The organism is Paeniglutamicibacter sp. NPDC012692 (assembly GCF_042901625.1).
Classification (GTDB): domain Bacteria; phylum Actinomycetota; class Actinomycetes; order Actinomycetales; family Micrococcaceae; genus Paeniglutamicibacter.
The window spans coordinates 252019-276002 of sequence record NZ_JBIBDE010000001.1 but is presented as its reverse complement, the minus strand read 5'-3'; the positions used below and the strand labels follow the sequence as shown (position 1 = coordinate 276002).

Sequence of the window (23984 nt, the reverse complement as noted above, 5' to 3'; positions counted from 1 at the left end):
AGTGTGCCCGGAATCCCCGTCCCGGGGTCGCGAAATGAACCACGACCGGATCCGGCACGATGCGGCACACCTGTTCGGCGGGTCAGCGAACGAGGCCGGTCCGCTGCATCAGCCACGGCATTTGCCGGGGCAGCTCGGCGGCCCACATGTGCCAGCTGTGGGTGCCGGGCACCTTGTCGAACCGTACCTGCATGCCGGCCTTTCGGGCCGCTGCGTAGAGCGGGTCCAGCTCGTTTCCGTACTTGTTGTCCTCGATGCCGGCGACGAACCTGCCGGCCGTGCCGGGGAACGTCCGCCGGGCCAGCACGTCCTGGGCGTTCTGGGCGGCGAAGGCGTCCGGGTCGCCGTCGAAGTACTCCCGAACCAGCCGATCGCGGCCGCCGTGGACCGATGGCTCGGACTCGCCGGACAGGTCCAGGAAGGTGGGGTAGGCCTGCGGGAAGTTGACGGCGAGCTGCAGGGCGCAGGTCCCGCCGGAGGATAGTCCACCGATGGCCCACTGCCGCTTGCTGGCGGTTCCGGCACCCAGCGTTCCGCGCACCCACGCCGGCACGTCCACGCCCAGGTAGGTGGCGGATCGGGCCACCCCCGAGTCCAGGCACAGCGGCCATCTGGAGGCCCCGCCCATGGACAGGTCCGGCATCACGACCACGGGGGCGAGACCGCGGTGGGCTGCGGCGTAGCTGTCCATCGCCGCGGCCAACTTGCCGGAGGAGGTCCACGAATCCGACCCGCCGGGCCTTCCGTGGATCAGGACCAGCACCGGCAGGTTGCTGCCTTCCGGATCGGCCAGATAGGCAGGTGGCAGGTAGACGTAGGCGTCGTTTCCCCGGTAGCCGGAGACCGTGCCGGGGATCGCCGCCCTGTACACGCTGCCGTGGGCGGGCATGTCCGGCGGCGGCATCCAGTTCGATTCGGTGGTGGCCGGGGGCGCGGGGAAATCCGGCGGCCGGGAGCCGACCACCGCGGTGATGGATCCCGCGGACAGGCCCTCGACGGTGAACACGCTGGCCACGGTGGGGAAAAGTGCATATTGCACGTTCGCCTGCGCCACTGCGGCCAGTAACACGCACAGGACCGCCATCACCGTGGCCACCCGCCCCAGGATTCTGCGCCCGGCCAGCAGGCGGGGCACCAGCAGGATCGCTGCAGCCACCGCGCCCCCGGCCCAGAAGTAGAGCAGGCGGGGGAAGGATTCGTCCCACCAGCCGTAGGCCTCTTCTGCCAGGTACCAGAGCAGCGCCATGCCCGCGATGCCGCCGAGCAACGCCGGCGCCACCGCACGCAGCCACAACCGCCGGCCGCCCGCCATCAGCCACAGGCCCCCGAGCACGGCAAGCACGTTGAACAGCAACGGCACCGGGCCGTCCACCAGCGACAGATCGGACATGGGCGCTCCTTTCGCCGCCGGCGGGCCGGCCTTCAGGGTTTGCGGTCGAGGACCTTGTGCAGCAGTTCCGCCGTCTGCCGGACCGAGACGTCCGGCAGGTAGGCACGGGCCACGGCGCGGCCGATCCGAGGAAGGGCCACGGCATCCGGGTAGAGCAGGAACAAGGGCAGGTGGCTTGGCTGGAACTTTTCCTTGAAGGAATGCAGGGACCGGAATCCGTAGACCGGTTCCATCGCGGCGCCCAGCCAGTCCAGGAAGGCATCCAGGTTTCCGGCCGTGCCGCCGTCGAGCGGTTCACCGTTCCGGGAACGGGCCAGCGGAGCGCCGGAGAGGCTGAGGAAGCCATAGCCCTCGGCCTTGAGGGACAGCGCTGCCGAGGCGATGAGGAATTCCATGGCCGGTCGAAAACCTCCGTCCGGGCGGCGCATGTAGTCCAGCGTCCAGCCGGCGATCATGCCCCCGCGGTGCACCGGCAGCCAGGACACGACCCCGTGAACCCTTCCCTGGTCATCCACGGCGACCAGGATTCGCACCTCCGGGTCTGCCAGCTCCGCCAAGCCGCCGAGGGTGAAGCCCATCTCGGGCAGGCTCCGCTCCGCCACCCAATCCGCGTCGATCGCCCGGATCTGTTCGGTGATGGCCAACGGGGCGCTCCGGTAGCGGTACCACTGGGCCCGGATCCCCTCTCGCCCCGCGCGGTTCAGGGCGGTGCGCACGTCTTGGAACTTCTTGCCCTCGAAGGCCAACGTCTTCAGAGACACCACGGTCTCCTCGGCCACCTGCAGGTGCCCCCAACCACGCCGTTCGGTGTGGGCACGGACAATTCCGGTGGCCGAGTAAAAGCAGGGGGTCCAACCCACGTGGTTGCAGAAGTCCGCGAACCCGTCCACGGTCTCGCGGTGTTCGTCCTGCGGGCCCACCGGGTCGCCAAGCGTCAACGCCACCGATGCGTGCACCCGGTAGGCCACGACGCTGCGGCCGCTGGGTGAGAACCAGTACTCGTTGTCCGGCCACGTGGTCATCCATGCCAGATTGCTGCCGCCGGCGGCTTCAAGGATCGCCCGGGCATGCCGGGCATCCGCCTGGTCCTGCGGCAGGGCCGGACGGCGGAATGACTGCAGCAGCAACGCCCCGACCAGCAGCCACAACACCATGCCCGGACCCACGTACAGCAGGGCCGCGACCACTCCCGTGGGGATGAATGCCGGCACCAGGCCGAGTGCCGACCCCAGCGGCAGGAAACGGTCCGGAACATCTGCCAGGATCCGGCCGGGATCCGGCTGCGGCGCGAACTGTCCGGCCACTGCCCAGGCGGCGGCAACGTAGCCGGCGGCCAGGATGGCGGCGGCGGCCACCGCCCGGACGGCGGCCCTCCGGTAGGTGCCCGCCGGCGCCCGAACCGTGAACCACCGGCGTGCGGGCAGCAGAGCCGCGAGAAGCAGCATCGGGACGATCAGCGGGACCACTTCGTCCACGGCGTCGCCGGGATCCAAGACGGCCAAGGCCCGGAAGAAGGTCGCTTCCTCTTCATCGGCGGCCAGCGAGACCAATTGGGCGCCGGCTACCACGGACATGGCCGCGTATACGGCTGCGACGCCCAACCAGGCGGCGCGCCGGCCTCGGCGCAGTCCGGCGGCGCACAACAGCAACAGGTAGGAAGGCACCACCGCCATGAACAGGCCCCCGATGCCGGTGAGCTGTTGTGCCCGGGCAAGCAGGCAGTCCCCGGGATCGTCGCCGGAGCATAGATCGATCAATTCGGCAGGGTCCCGCGGTTCCAGCCCCGTGAACACGTACTGCAGGTAGGACAACGGGCCCAGGGCCGCCGGATTCAGTGCCGCCACCACCGGGCCGATGGCCGAGGCCGCCACAATGATCGAGACCAGTACGCGCAGTTCCCGGACCGAGGCGGCGGTTCGGGTCCGTGTGGCCCGGCCGGCCAGCCTCGGCCCGAGCAGCAGCCCGGCCAGGGCCGCCACGAGGCGCACCGCGTCGGCGAAAAAGCCGACGTAGAGCACCAAGGTGACCAGCACTGCCAGCAGTCCGGTGCGGATCCGTCGCCGCCACAGGACGCCCATCCAGGCCGACCCCGCGGCCAGCACCGCGCATGCCGGCGCCGTCGGTCCCAGGTAGTCCCCCTCCGCCAGGGCCTCGGTCCAGCTGGGCGGCATATCCTCGACGGCAACCGCCAGCAGCACGACCGCGGCCGTGCCGCACAAATGACCCACCAAGGCCGCGACACCGAAGCGCAGGCTGCCCATGCGCTGTTCGAACGCCAGGCCCACGGCCAGGAACAGGATGCTGCCAATGATGCAGGAGACCAGGCTGGGGGCCCACAGCATGGAGGTGAAGATGGTCCACCAGGTGTCCGGGAAAGTGTCCACGGACGCGGCGGCCACCTCGCGGAACCGCAACGGTGCCCCGGTCAGCCTCCGGCTGTCGGCGATCCCGGCCACCCACAGCACCGACAGGTAGGCAAGCGTCAGCGGCGCACCGGCGGCCCGGCGCACCAACCGGAACCACAGGCCGCGAAGCATACGCAGGCGGGTGCCCGGAAGTTCGAAGCCTTCCATGGTGCACATTATGCACGTCCGCAGGCTCATGTCCACGCCTCCGCGTTGACCACCTTGCGCTTTTTGTCCGCTGAGCCCCAAAGACTCTTGGCGTAGCTGCCGACGCCGACCGCTTCAAGTCTCGCGCCCTGCCCATTAGTGTGTCTCACGGGTGTACACCGGTTTGTATTTTTCTCCATCGTCCGGGATCCCGGGTACGCGTGGCTCAATCCGGACGGGAATGATCGTTAAAAAGCAACGGGACCTTCCCGAAGGAAGATCCCGTTGCAGGCGTGAAGGCGAAGAATTACTTCTTGGCGCCGAAGCCCTTGAAGCGAGCGTTGAAGCGCTCGACGCGTCCGGCCGAGTCCATGATGCGCTGCTTGCCCGTGTAGAACGGGTGCGAAGCGGCGGAGATTTCGACGTCGATGACCGGGTAGGTGTTGCCGTCTTCCCACTCGATGGTCTTCTTGCTCGTGGCCGTCGAACGGGTCAGGAACTTCTCGCCCGAGGCGAGGTCGTGGAACACCATGGTGTTGTACTGCGGGTGAATATCAGCCTTCATGCTAAAACCTTTGTTCACGTCACTGGATTTTGCCAGCGACCAAAATTTGCGTCAAACCGGCCCGTGAGGTCACGAAGCCGACATTCCAGTATACCGGAGCGGGACACGAATTTTCCACCCGACCACAAGCGTTGGAAACGCACGGGCAACCACTGAACCTTCGTGCCCGGACAATCCCTCCTGAACGCTGCCCGGTTGCGGCTACGTTCCGGGGAAACACGTGCCTCCGGCGGCCCTTCCGACGTGAAGGCGCCGCGGCCATGGGTATGCTGGTCGCAATCCGCAGGAGGTGCCCGGATGCCGGCCAAGCACGGCACACCATCGAGAGGGGCTCTGGCCGACATGTCCGCAAACTCGCAGGTATCCGGGGAAACGATCCCGCGCACCGGGTACGCACCAGATTTCCTGGGCAACCGGATCGACGTTCCTGCCCTGGACCCCAGCATCGAGGACGACGCGGTCCGGTGGGAGGGCTCGGAAACCATCCCCTACACCCACTTCTCGCTGGCGCTGAGCAGGACGCGGCGATTCGCCCGCTGGGTCGCCTGGAACATCGACGGGGCCGGCATCAAGCTGCTCAGCCGGAGCAACCTCGACTTCACCAAGGATCCCCGGTTGCCGGCGGAGACCCAGACCGGCAGCGAACTCTACGCCGGCAACCGCCTGGATCGCGGCCACATCGCCCGCCGCGCCGACCTGCTCTGGGGAGACACCGCGGAGGCGCTCCAGGCCAACAAGGACTCGTTCTACTACAGCAACATCACCCCGCAGATGGACGACTTCAACCAGAGCAGCCAGCAGGGTGTTTGGGGCAGGCTGGAAAACGCCCTCTACGCGGACGTCGAGGTTGAAGGGCTCAGGGTCAGCGTCTTTGGCGGGCCGGTCTTCCGCGACGACGACCGCATCTACCGCGGCACGGCGCTGCCCTCGGAATACTGGAAGCTCCTGGCGTTCCGTGAAAACGGGGTGTTGAAGGCCAGGGCGTTCCTGCTGACCCAGGACCTCGACCAGCTCAGGGCGGTCCTGGCCCTGGACGAGTTCAGGGTCTACGAGATCACCCTGGCGGAGCTCGAGGACCGCACGCAGCTCCGCTTCCCCCGGGCCCTGCACGATGCCGATCCGGTGCCGGCTCCCGCGATCGCCCTCCCCGGGCAGCGGAAACCGTTGGCCCGCACCGCCGACATCCACTGGTGAGCCCCGGGTCCGGCCGCGGCCGTTAGCGGGCGCGCAGCTCCCAGAAGGCGACGGCAGAGGCCGCGGCGACATTCAGCGAATCGACGCCCGGGCGCATCGGGATCATCACCGTGCGGTCGGCCATCTCCAGCGCCGCGGAACTCACCCCGGCGCCCTCGGTGCCGAGGATCAGCGCGAGCTTCTCGCTGTGCATTTCGGCGACCTCGTCGATGCCCTGCGAATGCGCCGTCAGCTCCATGGCGGCGATGTCGAAGCCCGCGGCACGCAGCTCCGCAACGTCGTCCGGCCAGGACTCCAGGCGCACCCAGGGAACCTGGAAGACCGCCCCCATGCTCACCCGGATGGCGCGGCGGTAGAGCGGGTCGGCGCAGCGCGGGGTGATCAGCACCGCGTCGATGCCCAGCGCCGCGGCGGAGCGGAAGATCGCACCCAGGTTGGTGTGGTCGACGATGTCCTCGAGAATCGCCACCCGCCTGGCGGTCGGCAGCACGTCGTCAAGGGTCAGCGGCTCTGGCCTGTCCATGGCGGCCAGCGCCCCGCGGTGCAGGTGGAAACCGGTGATGGATTCGAGCACCGCGTCCTCGCCGGCGAAGATCGGCACCCCGGGGTGTTCGGCGAACACGTCGGCAAGCGATTCCAGCCACTTGGTGGCCATGAAGAACGAGCGCGGCTTGTGCCCGGCGGCCAGCGCCCGGCGCAGCACCTTGGAACTTTCGGCGATGTAGCGCCCGTGCTCCGGGTCGGTGCGCTGGCGCAGCGCCGCGTCGGACAGGGCCACGTAGTCCGACACGCGCGGATCGGCGGCGTCTTCCACGATGACAAGCCTGTCCCCCAGCTGCGCACGCAGGGCGGAGATGTCGGCGGGTGGCTTCTGGCTCATTTACGCTCCCGAGAAGAGTTTGGCGACCATGTTGGCCAGCGCCACCAGGCCCAGCATGACGATCACGGCCCGCAGCCAGCCCGGGGAAAGCCTGCGCCCCACCTTGGCCCCGATGAATCCGCCGATCAGCGAACCCACCGCGATGAGGATGACCACCGGCCAGTGGATGCGTTCGGGCGCGAAGATCAGGTAGGAGACCGCGGCGACCATGTTGACCACCAGGGTCAGGATGACCTTGATCGCATTGGACTGCTGCAGCGAGGCGTGCAGGAAGACGCCGAACACGGCCATCAGCAAGATGCCCTGCGCCGCGGTGAAGTAGCCGCCGTAGATGCCGATCAGGAACACCAGCACATAGAGCAGCGGCGTCACCTTCGCGCGGTCCGCCTCGGCGGGGTTCACCCCGACGCTGGCGGCCTGCCGCTTCTTGGCCCACGCGGAGAGCCGCGGCTGGAAGATGACAAGCAGCAGCGCCACCACGATCAGCACCGGTGCGACGTAGCCGAAGACCGACTCCGGCAGGTGCAGCAGCAGGTACGCGCCGATCAACCCGCCGGCCAGCGAGACCGGCATGAGCTTGAGCAGCGTGCCGCCCACGCTGGCGGCCTCGCGCCGGTAGCCCCAGGCCCCGGAGAAGCCGCCGGCCACCAGGCCCATGGCGTTGGAGACCACCGCGTTCACCGGGGCGAACCCGAGGGCCACCAGCACCGGGAAGGTGACCAGGGTGCCGGAACCGACGATGGTGTTGATGGTGCCGGCCCACAGGCCGGCGAAGAAGATGACTATCTCACGCCAGAACTCCATCGCGGCCCCCGTGTCCTAGTGCTTGGCGACGGCGCTGTAGCGGCCGTTTTCGGCGCGCAGGCTCAGCGGCACGGCAAAGGTCTCGGAGAGGTTTTCCTCGGTGAGGGTTTCGGTGATCGGGCCGGCGGCAACCAGCTTGCCCTCGCGCAGCAACATCGCGTGGGTGAATCCCGGGGGGACCTCCTCGAGGTGGTGGGTGACCAACACCATGGCCGGGGCCTCCTCGTCGTTGGCCAGCTCGCTCAGGCGGGCCACCAGGTCCTCGCGGCCGGCGAGGTCCAGTCCGGCCCCCGGCTCGTCGAGCAGCAGCAGTTCCGGGTCGGTCATCAGGGCGCGGGCGATCTGCACGCGCTTGCGTTCGCCCTCGGAGAGTGTGACAAACGGGCGGTTGATCATGGTGGACATGCCCCAGTCGTGCAGCAACCGGAACGCACGGCGCTCGTCGAGCTTCTCGTACGCCTCGCGCCAGCGTCCGGTCATGCCATAGGACGCGGTCAGCACCACATTGAGCACCGTCTCGTGCTCCGGGATGTGGTTGGCAAGGGCAGCGGAGGACAGGCCGATGCGCGGGCGCAGCTCGAAGACGTCGACGGCGCCCAACACCTCGCCCAGCACGCCGGCAACACCGCGCGTGGGGTGCATGCGCGCACCGGCGATCTGCAGCAGCGTGGTTTTTCCGGCGCCGTTGGGTCCGAGTACGACCCACCGCTCACCCTCTTTAACCTGCCAGTTGATGTCCGTCAATAAGTCTTTGCGTCCGCGTACAACGCAGACGTCGGCCAGGCCCAGCACTTCATTCATGGGTAAAACACTAGGCCAGCGACCCGGTTTTGACCCAACCGGCGCACGGTTGTACACGTGCTGCAACATTTGCCGCCCCGTTTTGGGCTGGATGCCCCGTCGCGGGAGAATGGAGAACATGCATCCCACAGCCTTCATTGTCTTCCATTCCGCTGCCCCGCACCCGATTGAACCGGTCAAGCTCCGCTCCACCCTGGCCGCCGCGGGCCACCGCGTGATCAGCGAAGAATCGTTCGAAGGCCCCGGGCGCAGCGGCGCCCGCTGGGAAGTCACCGGCAGCGTTCGCCAGCTGCGCGCCTTGGTCAACCCGCTCGACGGAAACAACGCGCGCTCGGAGGATCCGGCCGTGCGCGCCCTGAGCATCGCCGTGGTGCCGTCCGAACTGGTGCGCGCACCAAAGTTACTGCTGGTCTTGGACGTTGACTCCACGCTGATCAAGCAGGAGGTCATCGAGCTTCTCGCCGCGTACGCGGGCTGCGAGGCCGAGGTCACGGAGGTGACGGAGGCCGCCATGCGCGGCGAAATCGATTTCGCTCAGTCCCTGCACGCCCGCGTGAAGACCCTGGCCGGGCTGGACGTCGCGGTGATCGAGCAGGTGCATTCGACGGTCCACCTCAGCGACGGCGCCAGCGAACTCATCGCCGCCTTCAAGGCGGCCGGCCACTACGTTGCGGTTGTGTCCGGCGGCTTCGCCCAGATCCTGGACCCGCTGGCCGCCGAGCTCGGCCTCGACTTCGCCTGCGCCAACGAGCTGGGCGTCGAGGACGGCAAGCTGACCGGCACCGTCATCGGCCAGGTGGTCGACCGCGCCTACAAGGAGACCAAGTTGCGCGACTGGGCCGGGGAGCTCGGCATCGACGTCGGGCACACCATCGCCGTGGGCGACGGTGCCAACGACCTGGACATGGTTACCGCCGCGGGGCTCGGTGTGGCGTTCAACGCAAAGCCGGCGCTGCGCGATGCCGCCGACGCCCGGATCGACCTCCCCCGCCTTGACGTCATTGTGAATCTCGTGGGAATCGCATAACGATTTGCCCCGAACGCCGGATATTTACTCCGGCGAATGGAGTACACCGGTAGGATTCATTCGGCGGTTGACCACTTTGTTGTGCCTCCGCACCCCGACATACGGCGCCAGGCCGTGCCATCGATGGAAGAGAAACAGACGTTTTGCTCAGTGAAGATATGGACAACGTGAAGCGCGGTAGCCAGCCCAAGTCCCGACGCGGTTGGTACATTGCCGGGGCCTCCGTCCTGCTGGCCTGCGGGCTGTACGGCGGCGCCGCGGCGTATGCCGGATCGCAGATTCCCGTCAACACCTCCGTCCACGGCGTCAACGTCGGTTCGCTGTCGCCGGAGGCCGCGCGCCAGCTCCTGGAGACCAAGCTGAAGCCGATGGCGAGCGAACCGGTCACACTGGCCGTCGGCGAGAAGACCGAAACCCTCAAGCCCTCCAAGGCGGGCCTGGGCATCGACGTCGACGCCACGCTCGACGGCCTGACGGGGTTCAACCTGAACCCGGCCACGATCGTCGAACGACTCACCGGCTCCCAGTCCGTGGAGCCCGTGTCGACCGTCGACGAGGCCAAGCTCCGCGAGGCGCTGGCGAAGCTCGCACCGAAGTTCGCCACCGAGACGGCCGAGGGCAAGCTCGCCTTCGACGGCGCCAAGCCCAAGCTGACCAAGCCAGTGACCGGCATCGAGGTCGACCTCGACGCAGCCGTCAAGACCGTGGGCGCCGGCTGGTTCGCCCCGGCGAACGCCGTTGAACTGCCCGTCACCAAGCAGGAACCGAAGGTCTCGACGAAGACCTTCGAAAAGCTGCTCACCGACACGGTCGAGCCGCTGGTCTCCGGACCGGTCAAGCTGACCGACGGCACCTCGACGGCAAGCCTCTCCCCCGCCCAGCTGGCCTCCGCCGCGTCCTTCAAGAACGAGGGCGACAAGGTCACCATGTCGCTGGACACCGACAAGCTCATCGAGGCCGCGGCCGCGGGCGCCGACGGGTTCAAGTCCACGGCCAAGGACGCGCAGATCGTGCTGTCCGGAGGAGCCCCGAAGGTGATCGCGTCGCAGACGGGCAAGTCGATCGACCCCGAGGGCCTCGCGGAGAAGGTCCTGGCCGCCAGCCAGGATCCGGACCGCACGGCAAAGGTCGCACTCACCACCGTGGAGCCCGAGCTGACCACCGCGAAGGCCAAGGCCCTGGGCGTGAAGCAGGAAATCGTCCACTTCTCCACCCCCTACCCGGCAGCGGACACCGTTCGTACCAAGAACCTGTACGCCGGCACGCGCCGGCTTAGCGGCGTCATCGTCAAGCCGGGCGAGACCTTCTCCCTGGAGAAGGCCCTGGGCCCGATCACCGCCGCCAACGGGTACTACGGTTCCGGCGTCGTGGTCAACGGATTCGCCACCGAGGCCGTCGGCGGCGGCCTGTCGCAGATCTCCACCCAGATGTACAACGTGGGCTTCCTGGCCGGCTACGACGACATCACCCACAAGCCGCACAGCCGCTGGTTCGACCGCTACCCGGCCGGCCGCGAGGCCACCCTCTGGGAGGGCCAGGTGGACATGCAGTGGAAGAACAACACCCCCTACGCCGTCCTGGTCGAGGCCTGGGTCGGCGGCGGCCGCGTCCACACGCGCCTGTGGAGCACCCCGTACTGGACCGTCACGTCCAGCTCTTCGGCGAAGTACAACTTCACCAACCCGGGCACCGAGCGCAACTCGGCCTCCAACTGCAAGCCGGAAAGCGGCGGCAAGCAGGGCTTCTCCATCAACGTGACGCGCACGCGCACCTCCGCGGAGAAGACACTGCCGGCCGAGACGAAGTCGTGGACCTACTCCCCGTGGAACAAGGTCGTCTGCGAAAAGTAGCCGCAACGCAACGAGCCCGAAGCGGTTCGCCGAAGCGTCCCGGTCCACCCCTTCGGGGGCGGCCCGGGGCGCTTTTTCGTTGGCCGGACCGGCCGGATCCGGGCCCCGTGACCACTGCCGTCATCTGATTCCCCGCGAGCGGCGCCGGCGATATAGGGTTTTTTCGTGATCGGGAAGAATGCAAGGCAGTGGGGCACGGCGGCCAAGGCGTTCTTCTACATCCCGCCTTCCAGCGGCGAGCACGGCGGCGCGTTGCGGATGTTCGTCGGCTTGGCGATACCTTCCCTGGTCCTGCTGGCGACCGGGCACCCCAGCCTGGTCATGTATGCGGTGTTCGGCTGCTTCACCGGCATGTACGGGCGCGGCGAACCGCACCAGCTGAGGTTGTTCCACCAGGTTTCCGCCGCGGCGTTCCTGTGCGCCTGCGTGATTGCAGGCGTTCTGACCTCTGCCTCGAACGTGGGCGCGTGGGGGTTCGTCGCATTGGAGACGCTGGTTGCGGGAATCGGCTCGGTGGTCACCGACCGGCTGCGCCTGCGTCCGGTGGGGCCGTTCTTCGGCATCTTCGCCTTCGGCGCCTGTGCCGCCACTCCGCTGGGCACGAGCCCCTGGGTGCCGGCGCTCGTGGCGGTCCTCTCCGCCGCCTGCGCGATCGCCGTCGGGTTTGCCGGCTGGTTCCGGATCCGCACGTGGCACCCGGGCAAACGCCGCACACCCGGACCGCACCTCATGCCTCCGCTGCCCGAGCACTTGGCCACGGGGGCGATGTACGTGGTTGCCGTCGGGTTTGCCGGCGCCCTCGCCACGGCGATGGGCTGGGGCCACCCGTACTGGGCCATGGCGTCCGCCGCCATTCCGCTGTCTGCGGCCGGCCTTTCCGCGGGGATGGCACGCGGGTTCCACCGGGTCATCGGGACTTATGCAGGCCTGGCGGTTGCCGCGCTGGCCCTCGGCGCATTCACCCACCCCGTCTTCCTGGTGCTGCTGGTCATAGCGTTCCAGTTTCCCACCGAGCTGTACATCGTGCGCCACTACGGGCTCTCGCTGGTGTTCTTCACGCCGCTCATCCTGGCGATGGGCTACCTGGCGAACCCGGGGTCGCTCCGCGGGCTGGTCCTGGACCGCGCCGCCGAGACCACCATCGGCGCAGTCATCGGAATGATTGTGCTCCTCGCCTTCATGCGGCGGCCCCGCGCGGCGACGGTCAAGGCCACCGGCACGGCTTGAACGTCAAGAATCCGCGACACCGGTGGCTCATCCGGCCACGGGCCTGCAGCCTTGATAGCTTGGGTGTCCAATGACCTCCACAAAGCATGAAACGTATCCAGCCCCAAGGCGCCGATCCGACCGTCGATCGCACCCGGCCGTTGTCCTGGCTTCGACCGTCTGCGCGCTTGCGGTATTGCCGACCATCGCCACCCTGATGATGGTCATGCTCGCCGTGGCATCGATGTTCAATGGGCCGCACGAGCAGTGGGGCAATGCACTGCCGTTCCTGATGCTCCCCCTCGTCTATTCCGCAGCGGCAGTGATGTTTTACAAGATGCTGCGGTGCAGGACGTTTCGCAAGACGTGGCTGTGGGCAACGCTGTTCATCGTCGTTGTCGGCGCCGCATCGACACCAGCGGTGTGGGCTACCACCGGGGCCGTTGTCGAGGAGTGGTGCGAATCGCAGCCGGGCGGCCGGGGCTACCCGTCCAATGCATCCAGCACTGAAGTCCCCCGAGCCTGCGGCTAGCGGCCTTGGGCTCCAGGAGAGTGCTCAACAGCTGCCTTAAAAACGTGTGGGTTCCGCTTCCAAGTCCGGAAGCGGAACCCACGCGTTTTGGCGGGAAGGCTACTTCTTCAGGAAGTCGCCTGCGCCGCCGACGTATTCGGTGTGTCCGGTCGCAACATCGGCCGTGACCATGGCTGCAACCTCGGCGCCGAACTCCTCAACGGAGTACAGCTTGCCTGCGGCGGCGCGGCGGGCCTCAATGGCGCCCGGCTCCGCACGGTCCAAAAGCGTCGCGGTGATGGTGCCCTCGATCATGTCGCCGGAAACGACCACGAAGGTGATGCCCTTGGCCTCGAGTGCCGGGATGAATTCGCGCAATGCCAGCTCGCCGGCACGCTTGGAGCGGGCAACCGGCTCGTAGGCGTCCATGGTTTCAACCTGGTCGATGAAGTGCGCCTGGTGGCTGGTCACGAAGACCACGCGGGAACCTGGGGCCATCTTCTCGGTGGCCGCCTGCAACATGGCAACCTGGGCGTCGCGGTTCAGGCGAAGGGCGTAGTCCTCGCCGAGGCCGGACTCCATGCCGCCGGAAGCGTTGAGCACCAGCACATCAAGCGAACCAAAGTTCTCGATGGCAGCGTCAACCAGCGCCACGGGTCCTTCAGGAGTGGTGAGGTCGGCACCAACAGCGACTGCGCGGCCGCCTGCCTCCGTGATGGCGGCAACAATCTTGTTGGCGCGCGGAGCCTTCTGGCGGTAGTTGATGACAACGCCGGCACCCTGGGCCGCAAGGATCTTGGCAACTTCTGCGCCAATGCCGCGCGAGGAACCAGTAACGATGGCGCCCTTGGCTGAAAGATCGGTCAATTCTGCTCCTAAAAGAGGTGAGTCGGGATTCCTGCGCTTGGCGCAATCGGAACCACCCGGTCACCGAAAGTTTGGGTAATTCTTACAAAGATGCGTTCTGCTGGTTCAATCCTGCCAGCAGGCGCCCACGTGGAGGCTTGTAGGAAACCTCCAAATTTGCCGTACGGCGAAGTCCTGGCGCCTAGGCGAGTGCTGCGCGCACCATTTCGCTGATGGCCTTGCCGTCGAAGCGGCCCGCGACCTCGGCGCTCACCAGCTTCATGACCGAACCCATCGAGCGCATTGACAGCTCGACACCGTCGGCACGCAAGGAGGCGATGGCCGAATCGATGATGCCCTTCACGGCAGCCTCATCCAGCGGTGCCGGCAGGTAGGCCTCGATGATCTCGGCCTCGGCGTTCTCGGACGCGGCGCGGTCCAGCGCCCCGGCCTCGGTATAGGTCTGAGCGGTTTCGCGTCGACGCGCTGCTTCCTTCTGGAGCAATGCGGTTACCGCGGCGTCGTCGAGCTCAACGGGGGTCTTGCCGCCCTTTTCGCGTGTGTTGATTTCACCAAGCAGGTTCCGCACGGTCATCAGCTCAACACGGTTTCCAGCCTTCAGATGGTTCTTCATGTCTTCGCGCAGGCGGGTTTTCAGGTTTTCCATGGTGTGGTCTTCTTTCGCTGCTTATCCGGCAAGTACGCAGTGCGGCCGCACTCATTCCATGCCGGTATCCGATCCAGTTTATTGCCTCGGTCAGATTTCCGCCGCACCCGACCGGTCCCGATAGTGGCACTTCACATGGGCACGCGGAAATGAAAAGCGTCGGCCTGCGCAGAACGCCCGACTCCCCCGCTGGTCATGCCGGGCTGGTCGGTCCTGGAAATCTTTGGTGGTGAGCTTTGCGCCTGAGCGGTGTGGGATTTTTCGAACTAAGTCAAAAATTTACCTAGATATAATATGAGTATATGGATATGCACACCATGAAATTCCGGTCTTGATTCGCCCTTGGACACGCGATGCCTTGGGCTTTTCATCCGAGGTGACACTGATTCGTGCGAAATTGGCCCCGGTCTACATCGCCGGAATCGGGCGCCCGTCGCCCGGAGTGGCCTACAAGCAAGGTCGACCAGGCCAACGGCCATAAGCCCTCCCCCGCGTTCTGGCACGAAGGATATTCGCCGTGGACCTAGGCACAGCGCTGCAGTCCGCTTGCGCCCGCACAACAGGGCACAAGACACGGACCTGCCTCGAGCACGCTCAGGCGGCAGCACGGCTCCGCAGCCAAAGGACATTCAACCCCGTTGGCCGCGAGGATCGCTGGAGACGTTGTCAGGTACGTCACGGAAAACGTCGAAATTATGGGGTGGAGCTAGCCGGCAGAGCCGAGGGACATCTGACCGGAAGCACGAAATCGTCGTCACCCCAGCTGGGGTCGGCCCATGCAGGGCCACTTCCTCTTTGCGATCTCGGCAATGGCAGCACGGCGGACAACAACTGCCCATGGGGCCCGATTTGGGGGCCGCTCGGCGTGCAAGTAGCGGGATTCGCGTTCGCATTCATGGGAAGCGTCCCGGTGCTTTGGCGGTCGGTGTGTATCCGAGGAAAACCCGCTGGGTCCAGCGTGTTCAATGCCAGATTGCCGGGCTTCCGCGCTTTGCGGCCGCGGAAGCCCGGCAATCAGCAATAGGGGAAAGCCTTAGTGGCCCATGCCCAATCCACCGTCGACCGGGATCACGGCGCCGGAGATGTAGGCTGCTTCGTCGCTGGCTACCCAGCGCACGACGTTGGCTACCTCTTCGGGCTCGGCGAAACGGTTGGCCGGAATCGAGGCCAGGTAGCTCTTCTGGGTGGCCTCGGGCAGCTCGGCGGTCATGTCGGTGTTGATGAAGCCGGGGGCCACGACGTTGGCGGTGATGCCACGGGAGCCGAGCTCGCGGGTCAGCGAGCGGGCAATGCCCACCAGGCCGGCCTTGGATGCTGCGTAGTTGATCTGGCCCGGCGAACCGTAGAGGCCGACCACGGAGGAAATCAGCACAACGCGGCCCTTGCGCATCTTGATCATGCCCTTGGAGGCGCGCTTGATCACACGGAAGGCGCCGGTGAGGTTGGTGTCGATGACCGAGGTGAAGTCGTCCTCGCTCATGCGCATCAGCAGGGTGTCGCGGGTGACTCCGGCGTTGGCGATCAGCACCTCGACCGGACCGTGTGCGGCCTCGACCTCGGTGAAGGCGGCATCGATGGAGGCCGCGTCGGTGACGTCGGCCTTCACGCCCAGCAGTCCCTCCGGGACCTCGCCGCTGCGGTAGGTGATGGCAACCTTGTCGCCGTTGGCCTCGAACGCGCGGGCGATGGCCAGGCCGATGCCGCGGTTGCCGCCGGTGACCAGGACACTGCGGGCGGGAGCGGATGGGATTTCGGACATGGATCCTCCAAAAGACGTAATCAGGGGCTTGTGGTTTCTACTGATTCAATCCTAGCGCGCAGCGGTTCGGGGTTGGGTCCTCGGGATCTCGGTCACACGGTTCGGGAACGCCGTTTCCGGCAGAGGAGTAGGGTCGGAGCTGTTCCCGATTCGTACCCCGCGACTGGTCGGTGAGACAATGACAAGGACGGATCGACGGAAGAACTATGAGCGAGCCACATCCCACTCACCATCATCACGAGCACGGGCCCCAGGTGCATCGAATCACCGAGGCACGTGAATCCCACACCGTGGAGCAGAATTCACGCGTGCTCAAATACACCATCTCCATGTCGGTGCGCATGGCCTGCTTCCTTGCGGCCTTTTTCACCCACGGTTGGATCCAGTGGGTGTGCTTCGCCGGAGCGATCGTCCTTCCCTACGTGGCCGTGGTGATCGCCAACGGCGGCGCCGACCTGACCAAGCGCGAACCGCCCGCGGAATTCTTCGCCGGCGACGAACCCCGTTCCATCACGGCTTCCCCCGAGTCCGGCTCGGAGCAGTCCGACCCGGCCAACCACGGCCGATGGACATCCGAAACCGAACCCGACCACTACCCGCAGGATGCCCCCGACACGATCGACGGGTCGTTCGTCGAGGAGCCGGACGCCGGCGCGGCGGATTCCACGCGGCACGGACGAAGCCCCCAAGGGCCCGGCGAACCGAAAACCGAGGACGACAAGTGAACCTGCTCGACAGCCTCTCCGGCTCCGGAGCTTCCGCGGAACCCGCGGGCCCGGCCAAGTGCTCCCGCAAGGGTTGCCGCAATGACGCCAGCATCCAGTTGCTGTGGAACAACCCGAAAATCCACACCCCGGAACGCCGCAAGATCTGGCTGGCCTGCGACGAGCACGCCGACTGGCTGGAAAACTACCTTTCCGAACGCCTGCTGTTCAAGCAACGGCTGCCGCTTCCCGCCCAAACGGGCCAGCCACCGGCGCAGCCCGACGGCACCATTTCCAAGGAGAACTAACTAGCGTGTATCGATTCCTGGCCAGCACCCGCTGGATCGGCTGGCTCCTGCTGGTCTGCCTTTTCGCCGCCGCCTTCGCCTTCCTGGGCAACTGGCAGATGGACAGGCGGGAACAGGCGCTGACCGAGATCTCCCATGTGCAGCGCAACTTCGACGCGGCCCCCGTCCCCTTCGCGCAGGCCAAGCCGCTCTTCGAGAATTTTCCCGCAGATGCCAAGTGGATGCCCGTCACCCTTGAGGGCAGCTACCTCACCGAGGACCAAACCATCGTGCGCAACCGGATCTCCGGTTCCCGCCCCGGCTACGAAGTGCTGGTGCCGTTCCGGACCACCGACGGCACCACCGTCGTCGTCAACCGCGGCTTCCTGCCGATCGGCAACGAAAACGCCGGGCAGCCGGACAGCATCCCCGCTCCCCCGGCCGGCACCGTGAAGGTCCAGGTGCGCCTGAAGGCCAGCGAGCCGAAGCTGGACCGCGGCGCCCCCGAGGGCCAGCTGGCGTCGATCGACCTGCCCGCCTTCGCGGCCAAGCTCGACTACCCGATCGCCACCGGAAGCTACGGCCTGATGTTCCTGGAGGACCCGGCCCCGGCCAACGCGCCCACCCAGCTGCAGCGCCCCGAAGAGGACGAGGGGCCGCACCTGTCCTACTCGTTCCAGTGGTTCGCCTTCGGCGTGCTGGTCTTCATCGGCTTCGGCTACGCGGCCAAGCAGCAGGCCCGCATCAACCGCGAGGACCGGGAGGAAGCCGCCGAGGCGGCCCTGCGCGGCGAGGAGCCCGTGCTGCACCAGGCACACCGGATGCGCAAGCGCCCCAAGAAGCTGGTTCGCCGCGACGGAACCCCCACCGACGAGGCCGAAGAAGACGCCTACCTCGACGAGCTCGAGCGCCGGGCGGCGCAGCGCGAGCATTCCGGGCGCCCCGACGCCGGCTGATCCCGCACCCGGTCAAGTCGACGCCCTCACGACGGCACCCTCACGACGACGCGGCCCTGTTCATCCCGAATTGCCTTCCGGATGAACAGGGCCGCTTTTGCTTGCCGGGCCGGGCCGGAGCACCCTTTGAAATCTTGTTTGGGCGGCGAACGGCCCGTAGCGTGATGAACAGAGGGCCCGCGAACCGCCGGCCCCCGTAGAGAGGACACGCCATGCCAACCGTGATCGCCCGCCACGATGTCAAGGACATGGAACATTGGCTTGCCTCGCGGAAGCGCGCAGAGCTCTTCGGGCCCCTGGGCATCACCAACGTCCGCACCTTCGTGGACCCGTTGAACCCGACGCAAGTCGCGGTGGAGATGGACGTTCCCGATATGGACGCCTTCTTGATCGCGCTGCAAACCGAGGCGTTTGAGGAAGCCATGGCCCACGACGGGGTGCTGCGCGAGACCTTGGTGCTCCTGGTCGAAGTGTAGATTTCATCCCCCGGGCAGGCCGAACCGGGCCTTGCCCCGGGCCTGGTGCTCCGGTGCCGGGAAACGGCCATCCGACTGGACGCCCGGGCGTTAAGCACGGGAGGGCTGCACCATGTTGGTGCAGCCCCCTCCGAGTCCATGCGGCGCTAGGCCAGGGTGACCAGCTCGAGGTAGGAATCGTTCCAGAGGTCCTCGTCGCCGTCCGGCAGCAGCACCACGCGGTCGGGGTTCAACGCGGAGACCGCGCCCTCATCGTGGGACACCATGACCACGGCGCCGCTGAAGTTGGACAGCGCGGAGAGGATCTCGGCGCGCGAGGCCGGGTCCAGGTTGTTGGTGGGCTCATCGAGCAGCAGCACGTTGGCGCTGGAAGCCACGATGGTCGCCAGTGCCAGACGGGTCTTCTCGCCGCCGGAGAGCACGCCGGCGGGCTTGTCGACGTCGTCGCCGGAGAACATGAACGAACCGAGGATGCCGCGCACCTCCTTGTCGCCCATGTGGCTGGGGGCGGCCGAGCGCATGTTCTCGAGCACCGAGCGGTCGACGTCCAGGGTGTCGTGCTCCTGGGCGAAGTAGCCGATCTTCAGGCCGTGGCCCGGGACCAGGTCGCCGGTGTCCGGGGCGGACACGCCCGCGAGCATGCGCAGCAGCGTGGTCTTGCCCGCGCCGTTGAGGCCCAGGATGACGACCTTGGAGCCCCGGTCGATCGCCAGGGACACGTCGGTGAAGATCTCCAGCGAGCCGTAGGACTTGGACAGGCCCTCGGCCATCAGCGGGGTCTTGCCGCACGGGGCCGGATCCGGGAAACGCAGGTTCGCCACGCGGTCGGCGACGCGGACGTCGTCCAGGCCGCCCATCAGGCGGTCGACGCGCTTGAGCATCGACTGTGCGGCGGAGGCGCCCGAGGCGCGGGCCTTCATCTTGTTGGCCTGGGCCAACAGGGTGGTTGCCTTCTTCTCGGTGTTGGCGCGCTCGCGCTTGCGGGCGCGCTCGTCGGTCTCGCGCTGCTGCAGGTAGCGCTTCCAGCCGAGGTTGTAGACGTCCATCGTGGCGCGGTTGGCGTCAAGGTGGATGACCTTGTTCACGGTGGCCTCAAGCAGCGAGGTGTCGTGCGAGATGACCAACAGCCCGCCCTGGTGGTTGGCCAGGAAGCCGCGCAGCCAGGTGATCGAGTCGGCGTCGAGGTGGTTGGTGGGCTCATCGAGCAGCAGCGTCTCGGCGTCCGCGTACAGGATGCGGGCGAGCTCGACGCGGCGGCGCTGGCCACCGGAAAGGGTGGAGAGCGGCTGGTTGAGCAGGCGTTCGGGCAGCGACAGGTTGTTGGAAATCGCCGCGGCCTCGGACTCGGCGGCGTAGCCGCCGCCGGCGATGAACTCGGCCTCGATGCGGTCGTACTGGCGCATCGCCTTGGCCGCCACCGCGGGGTCCTCCGAGGACATGTCGTCCTGGCACTTCTTGAGCTTGCCGACGATGATGTCCAGGCCGCGGGCCGAGAGGATGCGGTCGCGGGCCAGCTGCTCCATGTTTGGCGTGCGCGGATCCTGCGGCAGGTAGCCGATGGTTCCGGAGGTGGTGACGGAGCCACCGGCGGGCAGCGATTCGCCGGCCAACACGCGGGTCATGGTGGTCTTGCCTGCACCATTTCGCCCGACGAGGCCGATCTTATCGCCCTTGTCGATGCGGAACGAGACGCCCTCCATGAGAAGGCGTGCGCCGGCGCGCAGCTCCAAATCGGCAACGGAAATCACGGTGACCCTTTCGGTGGAGTTTAAGGAGCCCTGACGGGCAACCTATCCAGTCTACCGGGGTCGGAGGCGGGTTCCGGCTCCGATGCGGCGAAGCTCACTCCGGCGGCTTGCGCTAGCCCTTGAGCGGTTCGTCGAAGGCTTCCGCAGCGGGGGCCGTTTTGGGCGCCGACTTGGGTGCACGCTTGTGCCGGTAAACGTCCATCTGGGCCAGTCGGCGGCGCAGCGAGTCGGCCCGGTGGGCGTCTCCCCCGCTGGTCGCCTCGATGTGCCCGGCGCCGAAATGCCAGAGCAGGACGTCGTCGAGCAAGCGGTCCGGGCCCGGGGAGTAGCGGTGGTCAAGGGCCGCCCGTACCGAGGTGATCACGCCGGGCTGCAACAGCTCGGCGAACTGCCGGGTGTTGGTCAGCCCGTGGGCCGCGACAAGCTCGGCCGCCCAGCCCCAGTCGTCGTCCGACTTCCTGTCCACGTGGGGCAGCAGCGTGCGCCAGATCAGCTGGATGCGCTCGGCCGACAGCGGCACGGCGCCCTCGCCCTCGGCGTCCCAGAACCCGGTCACCGTCTCGAAACGCTCGTGGAGCTCGGAGAACTGGTCCTCGGCCGCCTCCAGCATGGCCGCCGTGGCGGTGAATTGCCTGTCGATGTGCGGGCTCCAGGCGCGCGGCTCGGCGTTCTTGAAGCGGATGTCGTGCTCGATCTCGCTCCACGCGTGCGACAGGATGGTGCGGATCTGCACCTCGAAGATGAAGTTGCCGGTGATCTTGATGTCCCCGCCGAGCACCGCCTGGAAGTCGCGCACGACCTCCTCGCCGCGGGTCTTGAGGATCAGGTGGCGGCTGGAGTAGCCGTAGGTTCCCGACTCGACGGAGCCGATGTCCTTCTCGCGGTCGGACCGGCAGTCGAAATCCGAGCGCCGGCGCTTGATGAGGTTCGCGGCGTCGCGGATCTCGTAGGGCAGCTTCACGATCACGCGCACGCCGACCAGGTCGTGGATCTCGCGCAGCGGGTTGGGGAACTCCAGCGTCGGGGCGCCGCCATCCTCCTCGGCGGCGAGCATGCGCGAGGCCTTGTCGCGGAAGGAGTCGACGGCCTTGACGCGGCTGACCACGAAGAGCGGCGAGGTTTCCGTCTCCTCGAAGAGCGAGGAGATGCGGGAGCGCATGGCCTCGGCGACGTGTTCGAGCATCGGGCGGGCCTTGGCGTAGCGTTCGACGCTGGCCGCGACCTCTGCGCGCAATGAATCATCGAGGGTTTCCCAGGGGGTGCCCACACGTGCCTCCTACATCAAACTGCTCTTGGGGAATCTGCTTCCCACCCTATCAACAGCCGATTTGCCGCGCCGCGTTTCGCCGCACGGCACAAGGCTGGCAATCCGCAGGGAATCCCCCGGAAAACAAGAACCCCGCCTGGCCCGGGAGTGCTCTCCGGGGCCCGGCGGGGCATCGTGGTGCGGAACCGCGGCGCGGCGGCGGATCCGCCGCGGCCGGGGAACCGGCCCTGGTTCTTGCTGTTGCTAGTTCTTGCTGTCGATCGACTGGGCGACCTCGTCGTACAGCGGGGATGCGCCGGTCTTGGCCGGGGTCAGGACCTGGACCTTGCCGTTCTTCGCGCCCTGGCCGGCATTCTTGGCCGGGGCGCCGTTGGCGTTCGCGGCCGCATCCGCGGCGGGAGCGCCGGCCGTGGCCGGGACCTGGACGGATGCCTGTGCTGCGACCTTGGAGCCCTCCAGCTTGCCCTCGACGCGGGCACGGGCCACGTCGTCGGCGGCCTTCTGGCGGGCGGCCTCCAGGCGCTCGGACTCCGCGGCCTGGGCGTCGGCCATCGCGGCCTGGAATCCGTCGTCGTACGCGAGCCCGTACTTCTCCGCCTCGACGGCTTCCTCGTCGTGCTCGGCGATGGCGCGCATCTCGGCGGCCTCTGCCTTCTTCTGGTACATGTGCACGGTCAGGTGGGTGATGGCCAGCAGGACCACCGGCGGCATGGCCGCGACGAGCGCCGAAACCACCGGCGGGATGTCCGAGTGCTGGGCGCTCACGGTCAGGATCGCGTGGACCGAGTTCGCCGCGGTGGAGACGATCGCACCGAAGAAGAGCAGCGACCACGGGTAGATCATGGCGCGGCGGTTGTGGCCGTTCAGGGCGACGATCGCCACGGTGGAGGCGACGATCATGCCGTCGACGATGATCGGCCAGATCCAAGCGAGGTTGGCGTTGATGCCCGAGCGCCCGGCCAGGTCGGTCAGCGCGTCGAAGGACAGCACGAAGGCGCCCACCGCGATCAGGACCGTTGCCGCGACGGCGGTCCGCAGGACCGCCTTGTGCGGTTCGTTCGGGATCTTCTCAATCATCGTGTTGCTGCCTCAATCTTCGTCGGTTTTTCGCGGTGTTCGTGTGGTCTGGACCTTCGTGCAAGTGACACGCCCCCATGGCAAACCAGCCTCAATCCTACGCGGAGTGCGTGCCCACAGGGCAAAACGCTGGATCTGCAGCCGGCTCCCCGGCCGCGGTCAGGCGGCCCGTTGGCGGTCCCGGCCGGCACCCCGGACCGCGGCCGGATCGGCGCGGCGGTCGGCAAAGTGCAGGCCGGTGATGCGGGCGGAGAAGCCGCGGCCGGAGGCGTCGAAGACGATGGCCAGCAGGCAGGCGGCGCCCAGCAGGACCGCGGCCGCACGCAGCCCGAGCCCCGGACCGGTGTCCCCCGCCAGCTCCGCGGCGCCGAGCAGCAGCGTGAACCCGCCGCCGCCTAGCAGCGTGCGCAGCAGTTGGCTGCCGACGGTGGCCGGGTAGCCGGACGCGTCCGCGGCGAAGACCCAGATGCAGCGCTGGCCCAGCGAGGCGCGCCCCGGCGCCAGCGACGGAAGGACGACCACCAGCAGCGGAGGCAGCAGCGCCGCCGCGACGTCGAGCACGTTGGTGTCCAGCGGGTCCCCGACCACGTTGTTGACCAGGGCGCCGCCGGTGCCCAGGATGAACGCGAACACGGCCACCAGCGCCAGGTCGAAGACCATGCCCAGCATGCGCCGCGCGCGGGTCACCGGCCGCGGCCGGCGGTACTCGAGGGCAGCGGCCCGCTCGCCGGGGCCCGAGATCCAGGCGAACACCGGCAGGTACGCCAGCAGCGCCCCGATCGCCGCGCCGGAGGTGTTGGCGATGACGTCGTCGATGTCCGTCACCCGGTACGCGCAGTCGTAGATCCCGAAGACGCCGGTGTACTGGGTGGTCTCGATCAGCACCGAGGCCAGCCCGCCCAGCAGCACGGCGCCGATGAATCCGACGCGGGCCCAGCGCACGGCCAGCACGCCCAGCGGCAGGAAGAGCACCACGTTCAGCGCCACCTGGAGCAGCAGCGCGTCGTGCAGGATCGCACCCGGCGAATCCAGCAGCGCGTCCTTGAGCTGCGGCAGGAAGGCCAGCGGCGTTTTCTGGACCCCGCCCATGCCCGGGACGTCACAAAACTCGCCGCGCGTGGCCGGCAGCGGAAGCATGGTGTAGCTCAGCAGGCCGAACAGGTAGAGGATCGCCGTGACGCTCGCCAGGGTCCGGCGCCAGGACAGGCGGCCGTGCCGGTGGTACTGCATGGCTAGGAGAAACACCCCGGCGGCGGCCGTGAAGAGCGTGGCAAAAAGGATGGCGATCCAGCCGGGCCATAGCATCGTGTTCATCGGACAAAACTACCGAACTTGGGCCCGCGGCGGACATTTTGTGCGAATCATCACCACGCATTGCCCGACGCCCCGTGTGCCAAATTCCGGCCGCAGCGGCTAT

22 protein-coding genes are annotated in these 23984 nt (G+C 67.4%); 9 read left to right on the top strand and 13 right to left on the bottom strand.

Translation table 11 applies throughout. From position 1 onward, the window contains the following. Positions 1-82: 82 nt before the first annotated feature. From ACFY5D_RS01160 to ACFY5D_RS01150, 3 genes are all read right to left on the bottom strand, one after another. A complete protein-coding gene (locus ACFY5D_RS01160; RefSeq protein ID WP_387523859.1) occupies positions 83-1390 on the bottom strand; it encodes an alpha/beta hydrolase-fold protein in 1308 nt (435 codons plus the stop codon). Positions 1391-1422: 32 nt separating this feature from the next. Continuing rightward, positions 1423-3963, bottom strand: a complete 2541-nt coding sequence (locus tag ACFY5D_RS01155) for a bifunctional lysylphosphatidylglycerol flippase/synthetase MprF (RefSeq protein WP_387523856.1) — start codon at positions 3961-3963, stop codon at positions 1423-1425. 286 nt (positions 3964-4249) lie between these two features. Then, positions 4250-4507: a type B 50S ribosomal protein L31 gene (locus ACFY5D_RS01150; RefSeq protein ID WP_387523853.1), complete on the bottom strand. Its 258-nt coding sequence runs from the start codon at positions 4505-4507 to the stop codon at positions 4250-4252. Positions 4508-4849: 342 nt separating this feature from the next. Between ACFY5D_RS01150 and ACFY5D_RS01145 the strand changes: the two genes are divergently transcribed. Continuing rightward, on the top strand, positions 4850-5701 hold the full coding sequence (locus ACFY5D_RS01145) for a DNA/RNA non-specific endonuclease (protein WP_387523850.1): 852 nt from the start codon (positions 4850-4852) through the stop codon (positions 5699-5701). Between the two features lie 22 nt (positions 5702-5723). On the opposite strand, the gene ACFY5D_RS01140 is transcribed toward ACFY5D_RS01145, so the two are convergent. From ACFY5D_RS01140 to ACFY5D_RS01130, 3 genes are read right to left on the bottom strand one after another with little or no spacing between them, the layout of a single operon-like run. Beyond that, positions 5724-6581, bottom strand: a complete 858-nt coding sequence (locus ACFY5D_RS01140; RefSeq protein WP_387523847.1) for a TrmH family RNA methyltransferase — start codon at positions 6579-6581, stop codon at positions 5724-5726. Beyond that, positions 6582-7385, bottom strand: a complete 804-nt coding sequence (locus ACFY5D_RS01135; RefSeq protein WP_387523844.1) for a sulfite exporter TauE/SafE family protein — start codon at positions 7383-7385, stop codon at positions 6582-6584. A 15-nt stretch (positions 7386-7400) separates the two neighbouring features. After that, positions 7401-8186, bottom strand: a complete 786-nt coding sequence (locus ACFY5D_RS01130) for an ABC transporter ATP-binding protein (RefSeq protein ID WP_387523841.1) — start codon at positions 8184-8186, stop codon at positions 7401-7403. A gap of 118 nt (positions 8187-8304) precedes the next feature. Here ACFY5D_RS01130 and serB point away from each other — a divergent pair, with 118 nt between their 5' ends. The 4 genes from serB to ACFY5D_RS01110 all read left to right on the top strand — a co-directional run bounded on the left by serB (position 8305) and on the right by ACFY5D_RS01110 (position 12801). Next, positions 8305-9213 (top strand): phosphoserine phosphatase SerB, encoded by a 909-nt coding sequence (gene serB, locus ACFY5D_RS01125; protein WP_387523839.1) that lies wholly within the window; start codon positions 8305-8307, stop codon positions 9211-9213. A gap of 158 nt (positions 9214-9371) precedes the next feature. Beyond that, entirely contained in the window at positions 9372-11063 is a 1692-nt protein-coding gene (locus ACFY5D_RS01120) for a VanW family protein (RefSeq protein WP_387523836.1), read from the top strand. Positions 11064-11228: 165 nt separating this feature from the next. Further along, positions 11229-12290 carry an FUSC family protein gene (locus tag ACFY5D_RS01115; RefSeq protein ID WP_387523833.1) on the top strand — a complete coding sequence of 354 codons (1062 nt, stop codon included), beginning with the start codon at positions 11229-11231 and terminating at the stop codon, positions 12288-12290. A 175-nt stretch (positions 12291-12465) separates the two neighbouring features. Continuing rightward, entirely contained in the window at positions 12466-12801 is a 336-nt protein-coding gene (locus ACFY5D_RS01110; protein WP_387523831.1) for a hypothetical protein, read from the top strand. A gap of 99 nt (positions 12802-12900) precedes the next feature. On the opposite strand, the gene ACFY5D_RS01105 is transcribed toward ACFY5D_RS01110, so the two are convergent. The 3 genes from ACFY5D_RS01105 to ACFY5D_RS01095 all read right to left on the bottom strand — a co-directional run bounded on the left by ACFY5D_RS01105 (position 12901) and on the right by ACFY5D_RS01095 (position 16052). Then, a complete protein-coding gene (locus ACFY5D_RS01105) occupies positions 12901-13647 on the bottom strand; it encodes an SDR family oxidoreductase (RefSeq protein WP_387523828.1) in 747 nt (248 codons plus the stop codon). A gap of 181 nt (positions 13648-13828) precedes the next feature. Beyond that, a complete protein-coding gene (locus ACFY5D_RS01100) occupies positions 13829-14293 on the bottom strand; it encodes a GatB/YqeY domain-containing protein (protein ID WP_387523825.1) in 465 nt (154 codons plus the stop codon). 1033 nt (positions 14294-15326) lie between these two features. After that, complete coding sequence (locus tag ACFY5D_RS01095; RefSeq protein WP_387523822.1) at positions 15327-16052, bottom strand: beta-ketoacyl-ACP reductase; 726 nt, start codon at positions 16050-16052, stop codon at positions 15327-15329. Between the two features lie 206 nt (positions 16053-16258). On the opposite strand from ACFY5D_RS01095, the gene ACFY5D_RS01090 reads away from it, so the two are divergent. The 4 genes from ACFY5D_RS01090 (at position 16259) to ACFY5D_RS01075 (ending at position 18475) form a co-directional block, all read left to right on the top strand. Continuing rightward, a complete protein-coding gene (locus tag ACFY5D_RS01090) occupies positions 16259-16777 on the top strand; it encodes a DUF3099 domain-containing protein (protein ID WP_387523819.1) in 519 nt (172 codons plus the stop codon). After that, a complete protein-coding gene (locus tag ACFY5D_RS01085) occupies positions 16774-17064 on the top strand; it encodes an acetone carboxylase (RefSeq protein WP_387523817.1) in 291 nt (96 codons plus the stop codon). Before ACFY5D_RS01090 ends, ACFY5D_RS01085 begins: the two co-directional genes overlap by 4 nt. A 5-nt stretch (positions 17065-17069) precedes the next feature. Further along, a complete protein-coding gene (locus ACFY5D_RS01080) occupies positions 17070-17999 on the top strand; it encodes an SURF1 family protein (protein ID WP_387523815.1) in 930 nt (309 codons plus the stop codon). 212 nt (positions 18000-18211) lie between these two features. Beyond that, a complete protein-coding gene (locus ACFY5D_RS01075) occupies positions 18212-18475 on the top strand; it encodes a hypothetical protein (RefSeq protein WP_387523814.1) in 264 nt (87 codons plus the stop codon). Between the two features lie 146 nt (positions 18476-18621). Here the strand turns inward: ACFY5D_RS01075 and ACFY5D_RS01070 are convergent, their stop codons facing one another. From ACFY5D_RS01070 to ACFY5D_RS01055, 4 genes are all read right to left on the bottom strand, one after another. Next, complete coding sequence (locus ACFY5D_RS01070) at positions 18622-20223, bottom strand: ABC-F family ATP-binding cassette domain-containing protein (RefSeq protein ID WP_387523812.1); 1602 nt, start codon at positions 20221-20223, stop codon at positions 18622-18624. 112 nt (positions 20224-20335) lie between these two features. Beyond that, complete coding sequence (locus tag ACFY5D_RS01065) at positions 20336-21490, bottom strand: GTP pyrophosphokinase family protein (protein WP_387523809.1); 1155 nt, start codon at positions 21488-21490, stop codon at positions 20336-20338. A 243-nt stretch (positions 21491-21733) separates the two neighbouring features. Then, positions 21734-22567 (bottom strand): DUF2637 domain-containing protein, encoded by an 834-nt coding sequence (locus tag ACFY5D_RS01060; protein ID WP_387523806.1) that lies wholly within the window; start codon positions 22565-22567, stop codon positions 21734-21736. A 159-nt stretch (positions 22568-22726) separates the two neighbouring features. After that, positions 22727-23881, bottom strand: a complete 1155-nt coding sequence (locus tag ACFY5D_RS01055) for a VanZ family protein (protein WP_387523803.1) — start codon at positions 23879-23881, stop codon at positions 22727-22729. Positions 23882-23984: the final 103 nt, after the last annotated feature.

Bases quoted from the DNA above. Each gene is read 5' to 3' on its own strand.
- ACFY5D_RS01135 (WP_387523844.1), bottom strand. From the start codon at position 7,385: ATGGAGTTCTGGCGTGAGATAGTCATCTTCTTCGCCGGCCTGTGGGCC.
- ACFY5D_RS01160 (WP_387523859.1), bottom strand. From the start codon at position 1,390: ATGTCCGATCTGTCGCTGGTGGACGGCCCGGTGCCGTTGCTGTTCAAC.
- serB (WP_387523839.1), top strand. From the start codon at position 8,305: ATGCATCCCACAGCCTTCATTGTCTTCCATTCCGCTGCCCCGCACCCG.
- ACFY5D_RS01090 (WP_387523819.1), top strand. From the start codon at position 16,259: ATGAGCGAGCCACATCCCACTCACCATCATCACGAGCACGGGCCCCAG.
- ACFY5D_RS01140 (WP_387523847.1), bottom strand. From the start codon at position 6,581: ATGAGCCAGAAGCCACCCGCCGACATCTCCGCCCTGCGTGCGCAGCTG.
- ACFY5D_RS01145 (WP_387523850.1), top strand. From the start codon at position 4,850: ATGTCCGCAAACTCGCAGGTATCCGGGGAAACGATCCCGCGCACCGGG.
- ACFY5D_RS01060 (WP_387523806.1), bottom strand. From the start codon at position 22,567: ATGATTGAGAAGATCCCGAACGAACCGCACAAGGCGGTCCTGCGGACC.
- ACFY5D_RS01155 (WP_387523856.1), bottom strand. From the start codon at position 3,963: ATGGAAGGCTTCGAACTTCCGGGCACCCGCCTGCGTATGCTTCGCGGC.
- ACFY5D_RS01075 (WP_387523814.1), top strand. From the start codon at position 18,212: ATGCCAACCGTGATCGCCCGCCACGATGTCAAGGACATGGAACATTGG.
- ACFY5D_RS01055 (WP_387523803.1), bottom strand. From the start codon at position 23,881: ATGAACACGATGCTATGGCCCGGCTGGATCGCCATCCTTTTTGCCACG.
- ACFY5D_RS01095 (WP_387523822.1), bottom strand. From the start codon at position 16,052: ATGTCCGAAATCCCATCCGCTCCCGCCCGCAGTGTCCTGGTCACCGGC.
- ACFY5D_RS01100 (WP_387523825.1), bottom strand. From the start codon at position 14,293: ATGGAAAACCTGAAAACCCGCCTGCGCGAAGACATGAAGAACCATCTG.
- ACFY5D_RS01130 (WP_387523841.1), bottom strand. From the start codon at position 8,186: ATGAATGAAGTGCTGGGCCTGGCCGACGTCTGCGTTGTACGCGGACGC.
- ACFY5D_RS01120 (WP_387523836.1), top strand. From the start codon at position 9,372: ATGGACAACGTGAAGCGCGGTAGCCAGCCCAAGTCCCGACGCGGTTGG.
- ACFY5D_RS01150 (WP_387523853.1), bottom strand. From the start codon at position 4,507: ATGAAGGCTGATATTCACCCGCAGTACAACACCATGGTGTTCCACGAC.